The organism is Chitinophaga sp. W2I13, assembly GCF_050434005.1.
GTDB lineage: Bacteria > Bacteroidota > Bacteroidia > Chitinophagales > Chitinophagaceae > Chitinophaga.
The window spans coordinates 5,205,036-5,218,948 of sequence record NZ_JBNPWD010000001.1 but is presented as its reverse complement, the minus strand read 5'-3'; the positions used below and the strand labels follow the sequence as shown (position 1 = coordinate 5,218,948).

The 13,913-nt window shown below is 39.8% G+C and carries 11 protein-coding genes; 7 read left to right on the top strand and 4 right to left on the bottom strand.

Annotated features, from left to right (window positions below; all coding sequences use genetic code 11):
- Positions 1–34 precede the first annotated feature (34 nt).
- From QFZ48_RS21520 to QFZ48_RS21510, 3 genes are all read left to right on the top strand, one after another.
- Entirely contained in the window at positions 35–910 is an 876-nt protein-coding gene (locus QFZ48_RS21520) for an NmrA family NAD(P)-binding protein (protein WP_429063538.1), read from the top strand.
- Positions 911–993: 83 nt separating this feature from the next.
- The gene (locus QFZ48_RS21515) at positions 994–1,299 is read left to right on the top strand and encodes an antibiotic biosynthesis monooxygenase (protein ID WP_429063536.1); all 306 of its coding nucleotides are present in this window, start codon (positions 994–996) and stop codon (positions 1,297–1,299) included.
- Positions 1,296–1,850, top strand: a complete 555-nt coding sequence (locus QFZ48_RS21510; RefSeq protein ID WP_370907598.1) for a dihydrofolate reductase family protein — start codon at positions 1,296–1,298, stop codon at positions 1,848–1,850. Before QFZ48_RS21515 ends, QFZ48_RS21510 begins: the two co-directional genes overlap by 4 nt.
- On the opposite strand, the gene QFZ48_RS21505 is transcribed toward QFZ48_RS21510, so the two are convergent.
- Both QFZ48_RS21505 and QFZ48_RS21500 read right to left on the bottom strand, forming a co-directional pair.
- Positions 1,836–4,403 carry a hypothetical protein gene (locus QFZ48_RS21505; protein ID WP_429063534.1) on the bottom strand — a complete coding sequence of 856 codons (2,568 nt, stop codon included), beginning with the start codon at positions 4,401–4,403 and terminating at the stop codon, positions 1,836–1,838. The genes QFZ48_RS21510 and QFZ48_RS21505 overlap by 15 nt on opposite strands.
- Positions 4,404–4,604: 201 nt before the next feature.
- Positions 4,605–5,258, bottom strand: coding sequence for a hypothetical protein (locus QFZ48_RS21500; RefSeq protein ID WP_429063533.1), 654 nt, complete (start codon positions 5,256–5,258; stop codon positions 4,605–4,607).
- A gap of 594 nt (positions 5,259–5,852) precedes the next feature.
- Between QFZ48_RS21500 and QFZ48_RS21495 the strand changes: the two genes are divergently transcribed.
- The gene (locus QFZ48_RS21495; protein WP_429063531.1) at positions 5,853–6,335 is read left to right on the top strand and encodes a hypothetical protein; all 483 of its coding nucleotides are present in this window, start codon (positions 5,853–5,855) and stop codon (positions 6,333–6,335) included.
- 61 nt (positions 6,336–6,396) lie between these two features.
- On the opposite strand, the gene QFZ48_RS21490 is transcribed toward QFZ48_RS21495, so the two are convergent.
- Entirely contained in the window at positions 6,397–7,131 is a 735-nt protein-coding gene (locus QFZ48_RS21490; RefSeq protein WP_429049926.1) for a hypothetical protein, read from the bottom strand.
- A 270-nt stretch (positions 7,132–7,401) separates the two neighbouring features.
- Positions 7,402–7,653, bottom strand: a complete 252-nt coding sequence (locus tag QFZ48_RS21485) for a hypothetical protein (protein WP_429049927.1) — start codon at positions 7,651–7,653, stop codon at positions 7,402–7,404.
- 397 nt (positions 7,654–8,050) lie between these two features.
- On the opposite strand from QFZ48_RS21485, the gene QFZ48_RS21480 reads away from it, so the two are divergent.
- The 3 genes from QFZ48_RS21480 (at position 8,051) to QFZ48_RS21470 (ending at position 13,780) form a co-directional block, all read left to right on the top strand.
- Positions 8,051–11,176 (top strand): lantibiotic dehydratase, encoded by a 3,126-nt coding sequence (locus QFZ48_RS21480; RefSeq protein WP_429063529.1) that lies wholly within the window; start codon positions 8,051–8,053, stop codon positions 11,174–11,176.
- A gap of 71 nt (positions 11,177–11,247) precedes the next feature.
- Positions 11,248–11,424: a hypothetical protein gene (locus QFZ48_RS21475; protein ID WP_429049931.1), complete on the top strand. Its 177-nt coding sequence runs from the start codon at positions 11,248–11,250 to the stop codon at positions 11,422–11,424.
- A gap of 205 nt (positions 11,425–11,629) precedes the next feature.
- Positions 11,630–13,780, top strand: coding sequence for a peptidase domain-containing ABC transporter (locus QFZ48_RS21470; protein WP_429063528.1), 2,151 nt, complete (start codon positions 11,630–11,632; stop codon positions 13,778–13,780).
- Positions 13,781–13,913 lie beyond the last annotated feature (133 nt).

The following is a 13,913-nucleotide window of genomic DNA, read 5'->3' as shown; positions in this document are numbered from 1 at the left end:
TCGGAGTCGCCGCGTGCGCTCTAATTTTGCTTTCATGAAAAAGACAAATATTCTTGTGAGCGGAGCAGCAGGGCAAAGCGGCGGTTTAATTCTGCGGGAACTGGCTTCGCGACAACAACCGGTCCGGGCCCTGGCACGCAATATAGCAAGCGCAAAAAACGGGACTGATATTCCCTTAATTGAATGGATCGAAGGCGATATGTTGGCCAAAGATATCCTAAGGCCAGCCCTGGAGGGTGTGGAGCGCACTATCCTGATCTCTTCGGCAAATGATCGCATGGTGGAAACACAATGCACCTTTATCGACGCCTGTAAAGAGGCTGGTGTAAATCATGTTATTAAATTTTCTGGTGAAGAATCACAGCAAGGCTACGATGCACAGCAATTTCGTTTTACCCGTGAGCATGAGCAGATCGAGGATTATCTGGAAAAATCCGGCCTTCAATGGACACACCTGCGCCCCAGCCAGTTTATGCAGGTATACCTGCGGGAAACGGCAGCCATCAGCAGGCATGGTGCATTGCGCCTGCCTTTAGCGTCAATCCAGATGTCGCCCGTCGATTTGCGCGATGTAGCGAAAATTGCCGCTTCCTTATTAATTGATGGTGGATACCACGGCCGGTCTCTTCGCATTACCGGACCAGAGGCGCTATCCATATCGGAGATTGCCCGGATATTATCTGACACCACCGGTAAGGAGATTCCTTATGTCCCTGTAAGCTGGGACGAACGGAAAGCAGCATTGGCAGCTACAGGCATGCCGGGTTACTTTCTTGATGCGCTTGCAGAACAGACCGCAGAAAGGGTAAGCAAGCCGCAAGCTTTTATTGATATCAGCACACATCAATTGTTTGATATAACGCCAACCACATTTGCACAATTTGCAGAACAACACAAGCACATTTTTTAACCAGCAATGAAGAAGATAAGCCTGCCAAGGAATTTTGCAGCGTTTATTTACAAAAACAAAAGCACATTTAACAACTAAATATTATGAAAAACACACAGATAAGTTATTCCGTAAATCCGGAAAAAACCGGTGAACACATCGACCTGATACGCGGCGTATTTGAGGAACTGAATCGCAGTCATCTGACAGAGGTAAGCTATAGTTGTTTTCAAACAGGTGAACATACCTTTATGCATATCGCACAGTTTGGCAGTGAGGCTGCACATCAGGCATTTACCAACCTGCCTTCATTTAAGGCGTTCAGTAAAAATTCAGGCGATCGGATTGTCAACAAGCCCGTTTCAATTGACGTGAAGGAAATAGGTGATTACAAAAATAAACTAGCATGAGAAAATTAATTGTAAGCAGCTTTGTCTCCCTTGACGGCGTTGTAGATAAACCCTGGGAGTGGGTCGGGTCTTTTTTTGATCAGGAGCATAAGCAGGACTCATTAACGAAGCTTAAAGATGTCGACCTGTTTTTGTTAAGCCGTCCTACTTATGAACATTTTGCATCGCTATGGCCGAATATTAAAGGAGAGGCCTATTTCGATCACATGAATGCGTTGCCAAAGCTTGTGGCGTCTAAGACCATCAAGGAAGCCGGATGGAATGCGACAGTCATCAATGGGGAAGTAACCGAAGAAATTGCCAGGCTGAAGCAAGGACCGGGTAAGCATATTCTTAAATACGGATTTGGTGACCTTGACAGGACGCTGATGTTGCATCATCTCATCGATGAACTTCAGCTTTGTATTATTCCTGTTGCAGTTGGCAAAGGCCGCCGTATTTTTGAAGGTATGGACCCAGACCAAGTCAAACTCACATTGACTGATATCCGCAATTTTGAGAATGGTGCAGCGATATTAACCTATGTTCCATCCGGTTCAAAAAAGCAATAAGAATGAAGCGGGAGAATACTTATTTAAGTTAAAATCAAAGGCCCCGTGCTTTACATTGATCGTTTCTCCCTGTATGTTTCCCCGCAAATCAATTGGTTGAACCTCTTTAACTTTATACCCATCAGGGAGCTGTACGGTACAGTTACCGGATATACCTGCCTGCTCCCACAATCGCAAAATGGTTCCGCTACTGTCAGGATTTTCACCGAATGCCGTTACTAAAACACCGGTTCTTGAAATAGATATGCCCTTCCTTTTTAAAGGTTGGTTTCCGGAGGCTCCTTCTGCTACTCCTGTCAGTAATGGCACCCGGGCCTCCCAGGATTTTTGTATTAGATTGGGTACGGTTTCCGTGCGTTGATCTGTTGCCCATATCCGAACTCTTTCGCTCCATGTACCATCCTGCCAAAGAGGGTAATTAGTGTTCCACATGTTATTGTAAAGATTGACAAATACCGATGATCTTCTGGGCATATCATCTAAAGAGAATTTCCATAACCCGGGCTCTCCCAAACTGATAAGGGGAGCATCTATCGGCGCAAGCGCCACTCCTGATTTGTTTGCAGCCGTAATGGCAACACCTGAATTCACCGCCATCAAATACCTGTTACTGCCGGAAATAATATCCGTTACCGGATTTATCGCCCCTCCCAAGCGGCCAACCGTGAACGCAGGTTTATCAACGGCAAATGGGAAACAAAGCCACCCTCCTTCAGGTTGTTTGTCTGGGGTTTTAGATGCTACAAACCATTCAACATCCACATACGCTTCCTGTCGCGGAAAAGTAAAAACAATAGTGTAACTTTTTGCATAACCTTTTGTCTCAGTTGTCGATAAAACAGCCACATCGACTATTGGGGTATGATGCACAGATAATTTCCAGTCTTCAGGAGTAAAAGACAGATAAGGGATTTTGTCTGCCGGCGGCATACCTGGTTTACCTAAATCATCCAGCCCCCACCCCTCCTTAATCCTGTTGTATGCATTAAACCATTTATCCACTTCATTAGCACTGAAGCGCTCATGCAAGAACTGTCCCATCACATAGGCAGAAGAACTATCCGCCAGTTCACGACCAGTACTTTTTTCTTTTAAAGATGATATCCCGCCTCTTTTTAAATCGAAAATTGCGGTAAAGAACGGTGTGGTGAGTGTGGTCTTTTCATCAGACGATGTGGTTTCATTTTTCAGTTCTTTTCTGGATATGGTGACATACCCGCCCGCAGGAACGTCTTTCACGAAAATGGTTTTTCCTTTTTCCCAGGGTACCTCCACCATTCCTGAACGTTTCCAGGATAGCGGATTATATACTACGAAACGCTTTTCTGCTATATTTGTCGATTTTGCCAATGCGTTTAACCGGGATGTCAGTTCCTTTGTTACGATATTGTTTGTATTTTGAATATACTGGCGCTTTTCGTCATAAGATTTTAACCATTTTGTTTTGCTTCCTATTTTGGTGTTTTCCGCATCGCTATTGGGCAACCCGGAATAGTCCCCATTCAGGGGAATAGGTTCGGCTTTTGCTTCTTCCAACCATTTCTTCCAGTCATCGCCATAGCTATACCGGGGACCATATCCGGCATTCATACCCCAGGTATGCTCACTGTATAAAAGGCTTTGCTCATATGATTCCGCCAGCCTTTGTGCAACTGACTGATTAGATACGCCCCAGATGTTCATTTGTGTTGAAAGTGCATCCAGTACAGATTCCAACGGACGGATATTCCTGGCAATCTTTGATTCCTGTGGGTTTGCCATCAGGCCATGTATCCATGTATCCGGCATATCTCCGGTAACCGTTGGCAAATCAGGTTTTTCGGCAATAAGCGCATTGGCAAAATCATCGAGGGTTCCGAAATGGATTTTAATCCCCGGCATTTCCTTCCTGGCATAGGTTAAAAGATTCGCTATGTCTTTTTCCGAAGGTGGTCCGGCGTTGTCATTCGTCATTTGCATCGCCAGATAATTTTTACATGGCCAGTTTTCAGTTGGCCTGATATCGGAGCCGTACAAAACGGTATAATTACAAAGTATTTTCGAACCATCAGGGCCTTGCCACCAAAACAATTCAGGCAGACGGGGATACTGGCTGGCAGGATTACAACCCAGCTGCAGAAACTTAATACCAGCATGATTCAATAAGGTTGGCAAAACCCAGGAATGACTCGGCACATCTGTCATTTTTGCACTAATGGTCATTGGTAGCCCGTACTTCCGGGTGACGGCAGACGAATAATAAAGGCCACGAACCAGGTCCTCATAATCGAGCGACTCCGTTTGCATTGTAAAAGGAAGCCCGTGTACTACAATCCGGCCATCCCTGATACTTTTTTCAATTCTTGCCTTCCTTTCAGGAGTTTGCAGAGGACCAAGTATCTGTGCCTGTAAAGGCCAGCCCGGAACTGTCCAGGCGAATCGGTGATCTTGTGATTGAGTGGAATTTTTTTCTATTATTTCCAATGCCTTATCCATCATTTCTGTGCGATAACGCTTGAAAACATTCTGTGGTAAATCGGTAAATCCTAAGTCAAAATGGGTCTTAAATACCACCCATACGTCTGTTACTTTCGAAATATAGGGAGTAGCTGTTTTTCGATCTTGTGCACCTGTTCTTGTTACGAATTTTCTTCCCCCTGTGATTCTACACTTAATTCATGAGGGAACGGTGCACTAAGCTAAATGATATATCCCGGTAACATACCGTCAAAATTGACATTATCCTATGTTATTTTGCCCCTTCAAAGCTGATTTTTATTTTATTTTAGGCGGATACATTATAAATGTTCCTTCGGGCAATTGGTAAAACGACACCGGCTTTTCCAGCTTCACAACGCTTTTTGCGATCATCCCTTTTATTTCGCCGTAGCCTCTGTCGCTGTAAACCAACAAAGCCATACCGGGTATTTTTTGCAGGTATTCAAACGAGGGCAAATAAAACCGGGGCAGTTCGGGGCAGTACCACACTGTTGTTTCCTGCTTTGTATCACCCGGCCTTACCGCATCCGGGGAATAATTGATTACTGCACGTTTACAGAGATAGCCGGCTACAGTCATTGTATCATTGGTTAGTGTAATACCACCGTGCTTTTTCCACCGCTCCGGAAAACCCTCACCGGCATGGTAAACATTGGTCTTCATAAATTCATCAAAATTCATCGGAAGCGCCATTTTGCCCCGCAATTCCATCAGCCTTTTGATTTTGTATTCTATCTGCCAGATTGTTCTATCGCCGTTGGGCAAAATATCCTCTGCATACAAATACCCGGGATGAGCATAAATTACCAAAAGTTTCCAACCGGCCTTTTCTATCCGTTCCTGCTCCACGTGCATCGGCACTTCAGATGGGCTGCTGGTATCTGTTGCCTTAATGTAAAAGCCAAAATCTACTTTATAAATATCTAACAACTGATTGTTTTTTGCTTGGGCATTGCCGTTTGTAAATGTCATAATTGCTGATAACAAGAGCAATAACTGAAAGATTGGTTGTGGGCTCATATTCCAAAAATAGACATTATGGTGCTGACAAATATCCCTGGATACCGGTATTTTATTCTTTGTATTACTGAGTATCTTTGTAATTTGAAAGAACTATAAAAGTTTTGTTGCCAGCCCCAAACATCAATATTGCTATAAAAATTATGAGATTGCAAATTACACCCTTCGCTATTATTTCGATAATAGCACTGATAGCTACGATTTATTATTTACAAGGTATACAAAACATACCCAAAGGCAGGTATGGGGGTTATATTGTCTTGCTAACAGGGTTTTTATTTGTGATTACATTGGTATTAGATGTAATTTTCAGGCTTACCATCAAAAGCCTTCTAACAATTTGGATTGTAGAAGCAGTATTGGCTTTTATTGGCCTCATTGTCCTTTTGGTTTGACACGGAAAATATGAAACAGCATTTGCTCAGTAAAGAAAGATATTGCCATAGTATGAAAACATCGCCATCAAATATCTTGATATTTCTTTTCTTTCTAAACACTTCCGCTATGGCACAAACAGATACTTCTTTCAACCAATTTGAAAAAACCTATACCGCATTTGTTGATAACAGAACGCCCTTTGCCACTTTTTCGGTAAAAAAACTAAGTAGAAAAGAATGGGAAAATTCGAACACAAAAACTGCGGGTAACAAGAACACCTTAATCACACCTGTATCAAAGGGAGCTACCACATTAACCGGAATAAGAGTTGTGGAAGAGATTTATACAACCGCACCAAGGGGTAAAGGAGAACGTGTAGGGCAAACCATCGTCACCAACCTGCAATTTAAGGGACAATATTACGGAATAAAAAGATTGCTTGAGATAAGGATAACAGAATGGAAACCGGCGGAGGTTAAGCTGGTATCGTACCGCGAACTATGGCTGAAAATAAAATTGCTATACCCGAATGATAATGGCGATAAGGTTATTGAGAAAAGTACCTACGATTATATCAGGCTAATACTTCCATTTGATGATAAGCAATAGAAAAACAATCCACATCCATATCGTTTGGCCATACATTCTACGCCACAGCCCTTTTCTGAGTTTATTGGCGCTTATATTTTAGTAAATCGGCCTGTTGCTTGTCCTCTTCCGAAAGTGGTCGTCCTGTTCTCCCGGTGATGGTAAGCAATTCCAAATTTGGCAAAACGATGTTTACATAATCGGAGTCATACGTGACCTCTGAGCCTTTGGGTAAACGATAGCCTAGTAAAATGTAATCGTCGGCCAGCGTTCCCCTGATAAATGTGCTGTCGGCACCAATCATCACCTCACCAATACAGGGCCAACCAAATACCAGTTGTTGATGGGTAAGCGTAACGTTCCATTCATTGTGCAAGCCAACCCTGATAATATCCTTTACCTGTAAATTGAAAAAACGGGCAGGTTTTGATAAATGAACGGAGTCAATATCGTTCAATTGTGCCTCTTTCCTGTAGTTCATATCAAACTCCGTAGCATAAAAAACAGTATCTCCGGCCGAAAGGACAATGCCGGCTGTAGTTTCGGGCTGCTTCAAGATATAAGTATGTAGCATTTTTTGTGGCCTTACCTCCGGTTTATTGATTCCATTATCTATTAATCCGCCCGGATCCCATACCATTACCACCATCGGAAATAACAGCACAGTAGCGCCAATACCCGAAATCCATCTTATACCCGGTTTGCTATTTCTGTGGAGGCAAGCCCAGAGCAGTAAAAAAGCTATTGGTACAGTAATGTACCAATAATAAAAGGTGTAAAGCAGGTACTTCCCAAAAGGGCCAAAGTTAAGATCCATAATTTATCAGTTTATTGCAGTTGCAATAGCGAGATAGGGTACTATTACGCTAGCCGTTTCCTATGGTACAGGAATCGAATTTCCTTTTGCTAAATTTAAAGCAAATAGGTAACGATAGCTCTCTGTAAAATCTCCTAAATGCTATCGCCCTACTCAATCATTCGGTGATCGATTTCTCGTCACAGATTAGTAGTCCGGGTTACGCTTAAAAAATTACTAATGAGATCCAATACCTCATCAAAATTTGTCTCCAATACCTTGTGACCGCCATCAAGGACCTTGCTGCGGCACTACAACCGCCATGCTGTTGGCGTCCAACAACTCGTAGAGCACCGGTGGAGCGGTATTGGTAGCAGTTACCGTGATCTTCCCGTCTGACTGGCAAACACCATTTGTTACCGAAACGATTACATTGGGTTTCGTCTGTGAAAATACAGGAAAAGTTGATATGGTAGTCAACATCAGAATTGTCAGGACAACAACCTGGTAAATGCAGCGTATACCAAGTAAAGGTATCTCCATAAGAAAGGGTTTAGTCTCACAGAAAGAAATATTACGTTCGCGGTATAAAGCTGAAGAAATGAATGTTAGACAACGGGCCTTCAGTGTAACCTTCTAGATAAAAAAGGATGGACCTAAACTGCAGGAGTAAAGGAAAACTTCTTTTAACCCATAACGGTCAAATATTTCTGTCCGGAGCAAATAAAGATTTCTTCATAAACAGCCTGTTTTACTGAATAGGAAAGGATTATAAAACCGAAGTACTGGTAGAAAAAAATACCGGTAATCAGGTATTGTACTGACATGGTTAATTTAGTTGCTTTGTTTAAGCAAAAGGCAAAAAGCTTATATCGAATAGACATAAACAAAAATGTTTTAAGCTGCTTACTACCAAAACATAACCTAATCATTAATATAGATGAATTTTAGATTCCATGATAAGGTATTTCTGAGATTACCACGCTATATAATCCACAAAAAAACTTTCGCTGCGGATTTGACTATAGAAATGATGATGAAGGATGTATTCTTTTTGGAAGCTGTTTATGTAGCTTCTCCCGTCGTCTATGATAAATGCATTAAATTTCAGGCAAACGCTCTTACTGCCGCTGATGTTGATACGTTAGAGCTTACTCTTGCAAAGTACTATACCAGAATGTCAACAAGAAGTACGCCTTTTGGTTTATTTTCTGGAGTGGGAATAACTTCCTGGGGCAAGGGGGACGTTGTTTTTAATCCTGGTAAGATCCGTTGGAGAAGAAAAGCAAGATTAGATTTCCATTTTTTAGCTGCTACAATCAAAAAAATATCAAATTTAACTGTTGCAAAGAGATATTCAGTATACTTTCTAAATAATAGCGGTTACAAAATAAATAATGAATTCAGGTATGTAGAGTTTTTTCCATATGGATTTGCCAGGAAGTATCAAATTGCCGCTATAAAAATATCCGGCCTCATCGAAGAGGTATTTGACTTAACGATCACAGGAGCAACTTTTATAGATCTTGAGCGTTTTCTTGTTAAGAATGGCATCGATGTTAAAGCTGCAAATGAATTCCTCGATTACTTAATTGAAAGTAAGGTGCTGACCTCCGCTTTCGAGCCGTCCCCTGTTGGTACTGATATTCTCCAACAAATTTCAAATAATATTAAAGCCCTTATCGGTTTAGATCTTCCCGATCGCGAAATGAGAGAATTACACGATGCTATGGACTTTATCAATGCTTTGCGCTCGGATCTTCAACACGTAAATGAAAATAATACATTAGGCGTAGGGGCATACAAAAACTTATATCAAAGGTCGAAATTGATAATACCTAACCAGGTCGAAAGTAATCTTATACAGGTAGATTCCTTTTTTGAAGGAGTAGAGGAAGCAGTTAGTGCGGATTACAAGGTGCTGTTAGCGCAATCATTTACTTTCCTAAATTCATTTTTTGAAGGAAATAATCAGGATAAAGAATTAAATCTTTTCTCACAGCAATTTTCAGAAAAGTATGGTGATCGCTTTATGCCCCTCAACCTGATCATGGATTATGATAGTGGTCTTGGTTATCCAGTTAGCAAAAATTTCGGGTATTCGCCGTTTGTAAATGATATTGACCTTCACCAATCGCCTCGTGAAGCTATAAGCATCAAATGGAACTACAGTAATCGGCTGCTTTTTAAAAAAATAATGGCCGGCAGGGATAATCGGGCGTATGAAATATCTTTGACAGACAATGATCTGCCGATCAGGGAAAGACAAACGAACAATCTGCCGTCCACTCTCTCAGCTCTTTTCAGATTGATCAATAACGATTCGTATAAAATTCAGCTGGAAGGCTTTTTTGGTCCCTCAGCTGTAAATGCGATTAGTCGCTTTGCTTACATAAAAACAGATATTGCTGATTTAGCGAAAGATATTATATCATATGAAGAAAATGAACTGGTAAATTGTATTGATGTTGAAATAATACACATACCAAGCGACAAAGCTGCCAATATTGTCCAACATCCAGATTTTGGGCAATATAATCTCGCATATCTCGGGAACTCCAACAAGTCGGGAAAGTATTCGGTAAACATTAATGACCTCTATTTAAAGTGTATGGATGGAGTGTTGTTACTATGGTCAAAAAAGTTAAAGTATTTTGTGCGACCAAGGCTTAATTCAATGCATAATTACAGTTCGAGTAACTTACCTGTATACCGCTTCCTGTGCGATTTTCAAAAGCAAAATTTGAAAAATAATATTAGTTTCCAGTGGGGTGATCTTCTTCATTGTTTCGAGTTTTTCCCGCGCGTAACTTATGGCAAGGTAATTTTATATCCTGCGATGTGGAAGTTGGATAGATCGGACCTACATTGTTTTTATAAAAATGATGGTGATAAGTCAATAACTGAATTAATAGAGGAGTTCGTAAACAGATTCAGGTTTCCAAGATATGTGGTCTTAGCTGACGGAGATAATGAACTGTTGATTGACTTTGAAACGCAGATCACATTCAGGTTCCTTCTGAAAGCAGCAAAGAATCGTTCTCAAATATTAATCAAAGAATTTCTTTATCACGAAGACGAACATACAATTTCAGCCAATCAACTCATGGGGACTGTATTAATCGATGGTTCAAAGGAGTTCAAAATGTATCGAAACTTTCCCCATGAAACCAGAATGGAGCCAGGCAATGATGCACCCGAACCAGAATGGCTATACTTCAAAATTTATTGTGGTGAGAGTTCAGCAGACCACGTCCTCCTAAATTATCTTAAACCTGTGACAGACTTACTTATTGAAGCAGGTCTTATAACGATGTGGTTCTTTATTAGGTATTATGACCCTTACTTTCATTTGCGTTTTAGAGTTAAGCTGATAGATGATAGTAACAAGGGAAAAGTTTATGAAATAATTTGCCGGTATCTGCAGAAAGCTGTCCAAATGAACCTGGTTTCAAGGCTAAGTACAGACAATTATATTCGGGAATTGGATCGCTATGGAGATAAATCCATCGACCTGACAGAAGGTATATTTCATCTTGAAAGTATTAATTTCCTTGACTTCCTTGTTAATTTTAATTCAAATGAATGGGAAGAAAAGAAATGGATGTTTGCGGTTGTCTCCGTTGACTCATTTTTTAACACTGCTGGGTTTAGCTCTTCTGATAAAGTAAGTCATTTAAAAAAAAGTTTGGATGCTTTTTACATTGAGTTCAACGTAGGCAAGGAGGAAAAGAAAGCTTTAAATTTAAAATATCGAAAACATAGGGATAAGCTACAGGAGTTATTATCAAATGACAAAAAATATGACCGCAATGATTCAGATATTTCTTTCATTAAGCATATTGTATCGGCTAATCAAAAGGGTATAGCTGGATTTTTGTCTCATTTTCCTGAGAAAAAAAAAGAGAACGCTGTTTTTTTTAGTGAACTCCGATACTTTAGTAGTGTTACCCACATGACTCTAAATCGCGTTTTTTCATTCAAACCAAGAACTAATGAGATGGTTATTTATTACTTTATTTATAATTACTATTTATCTCATATCGCGATAAATAGCAAAAAATAATTTCTTTAATAGAAATAAAAGCGGATGTCGAAAAGCTATCAGAGTAGACGCAATTTTTAAACCCAGAAACTATGTTATTAAAAGAAGAATGCAAACTTGAAATGGATGATTTAAAGTCATTGTCAATTGAAAAGAGAACCGTAACAGAGTTAACCGAATCTGATATGGCTTCAATTGATGGAGGGTCGACTGTATGGTGTTTGCTGGCAAACCCAGTTGCTATGTTCACACTAATCCCTGAATGGTAAACATCCTGGAGATAAGGTACAGTCCCTTCAATCGGTCTGTATCTTATCTTATTAGGACAAATCACCATGCAGGGCACGTCAATTCGAACAGCATAAGTTGGAGTATGATAATACTAATAATGATTCTTATCCTTAACCCGGAGAAGTTTAAGAAAGTTGATTACAGATAAAGCTGCTGATTGGTTTAATACAAAAAGAATGGAAGATGGGAATTAAAATTAAACAGCATGATCCATTTGATTGTGGCGCTGCCTGTTTGGTTAGTGTTTGTTCTTATTATAAACTTAAAATCTCAATAGCAAGCGTCCGTAGTCTAACCAAAACGGACCTTAGAGGCACAACGGTTCTGGGAATCGTCAAAGCTGCCAAAAGTATGGGATTTATCTCTACAGCATACGCAAATGCACAATTGATTGATTTGGAAGAACGAAAAGAGCCAATTGTTGCGCATGTATTCATCAGTAGGCAACCCCATTATGTAGTCATTTATAAAACTACAAAAAAATATGTTAAGGTGATGGATCCCGCTTATGGTACAATCATTAAATATAGCCATAAAGATTTCCTGAAAATCTGGAGTGGAACGCTGATCACGCTAACTCCGGATGCTGAATTTGAGACTGGTAATTTTACCCGGTCGCATGCTTCTCACTTTTGGTCTCTTATAAAACCTCAAAAATCATTGTTTCTCCAGGTGCTGTTTGGTGGAATAATCTATGCCACACTTGGTGTTTCCACCTCAATTTACGTGCAAAAAATTACAGATTATGTAATCCCCAGCTCCAATAATAATCTTTTAAATCTATTGACTATAATAATGATTATTATCGTGGTGATGCAAGCTTTTATCAATCTTTCCAAAGAGCTTTTAATTATACAAATAGGGAAACTAGTTGATGTAAAATTGATATTAGGATATTATAAACACATTATTTACCTGCCTCAGGCATTTTTTGATGGGATGCGTGTAGGAGAAATTATCAGCCGTGTAAATGACGCCATTAAGATCCGGAGTTTTATAAATGAAGTCTGTATCAGTATCTTTCTAAACGGGGCTATTGTCATGTTATCCTTGGTTTTAATGGCTATTTATTCCTGGAAACTTGCACTGCTGATGTCCCTGATTATACCTCTTGCGATTTTACTTTATTTCTTCAGTCATAGAATTAACCGAATCTATCAGAGAAAAGGAATGGAGGCATCGGCAGTTTTGGAGAGCCAACTTGTCGAATCAATAAATGCTTCAGGTACCATCAAAAGATTGGGCTTAGAAAACTATGTGAACGAAAAAACGGAAAATAGTTTTATCGTCTTTTTAAGAACCATATACCAAGCTTATACTTCAAATTCTTATATTAAAGTAATAAGCGACCTGGTAAATAAGGCACTTATCGTTCTTCTGCTTTATTTTGGGACTTTCATGGTTACAGACGGTATAATTACTACCGGAGAGTTGTTTTCCTTCTATAGTCTCCTGGCGTACTTTACCGCCCCTCTTTTTGCATTAATTGCATCGAATAAACAAATTCAGGAAGCAGTTATTGCATCTGACAGGCTATTTGAAATTATGGATTTAAAAACAGAGGCCGAAAATCAGACCAGCAAGGTTGATCTTCAAACTAGTATGATTGGAGATATTACTTTCAAAAACGTCACTTTTCGATATGGTAACCGTGCAATTATTCTGGATAATATATCCCTTCTTATTCCTCATAGAAAATCAACCGCAATAATAGGGAATAATGGTTCAGGTAAAAGTACAATCATGAATCTTTTACAAAACATGTATCCTATTGACGCAGGAAATGTACATATAGGAGCGTACAGTCTAGATACCATAAGCAATCACTCTTTAAGGAAAATGATAGGAGTTGTCCCTCAAAAAATAGACCTGTTTGCCGGAACTATTATTGAAAATATTACAATAGGCGAGCCCCACAGGATTGATTATGAAACCCTGATGAAAGTCTGTAAACAGATTAACTTACTATCTTTCATAGAAAAACAATCTAATGGTTTTAACACCTACATTGGAGAAAATGGAGTTTTGCTATCGGCCGGCCAAAAGCAGAAAATTGCTATTGCCCGGGCTTTATACAGAAATCCTGAAATATTACTTCTCGACGAGCCAACTTCTTCGCTCGATAAGGGTGGTCATGATTATGTGACTGAAATAATCAGGAATTTTTCGAATGAAAATAAGACAGTCGTTGTAATTTCACATAACCTCTCAAATATCAATGTTTTTGACAATATTATTGTTATAGATGAAGGAAAAGTCCTTATTGAAGGAGGATCTCATCAGGACTTGTTGAATAATTCTGCTTTATATAAGGAAATTATCAGTAAGAAGTAATATGGAGAGATGGAAGCCAGGGATGTCAAGCGTCTAAAAGATCTTGAATCAGAACATACTGAGCTCAAAAAGGTAAGCCGAAACATCGAATCCGCACCTTGACAGACTAACAAATAGTCCAAAAACAACAAAG

What these genes read in the sequence shown, in the direction of transcription:
- QFZ48_RS21520 (WP_429063538.1), top strand. Translation starts at nt 35, where the DNA reads ATGAAAAAGACAAATATTCTTGTGAGCGGAGCAGCAGGGCAAAGCGGC.
- QFZ48_RS21515 (WP_429063536.1), top strand. Translation starts at nt 994, where the DNA reads ATGAAAAACACACAGATAAGTTATTCCGTAAATCCGGAAAAAACCGGT.
- QFZ48_RS21510 (WP_370907598.1), top strand. Translation starts at nt 1,296, where the DNA reads ATGAGAAAATTAATTGTAAGCAGCTTTGTCTCCCTTGACGGCGTTGTA.
- QFZ48_RS21495 (WP_429063531.1), top strand. Translation starts at nt 5,853, where the DNA reads ATGGCACAAACAGATACTTCTTTCAACCAATTTGAAAAAACCTATACC.
- QFZ48_RS21490 (WP_429049926.1), bottom strand. Translation starts at nt 7,131, where the DNA reads ATGGATCTTAACTTTGGCCCTTTTGGGAAGTACCTGCTTTACACCTTT.
- QFZ48_RS21485 (WP_429049927.1), bottom strand. Translation starts at nt 7,653, where the DNA reads ATGGAGATACCTTTACTTGGTATACGCTGCATTTACCAGGTTGTTGTC.
- QFZ48_RS21480 (WP_429063529.1), top strand. Translation starts at nt 8,051, where the DNA reads ATGAATTTTAGATTCCATGATAAGGTATTTCTGAGATTACCACGCTAT.
- QFZ48_RS21475 (WP_429049931.1), top strand. Translation starts at nt 11,248, where the DNA reads ATGTTATTAAAAGAAGAATGCAAACTTGAAATGGATGATTTAAAGTCA.
- QFZ48_RS21470 (WP_429063528.1), top strand. Translation starts at nt 11,630, where the DNA reads ATGGGAATTAAAATTAAACAGCATGATCCATTTGATTGTGGCGCTGCC.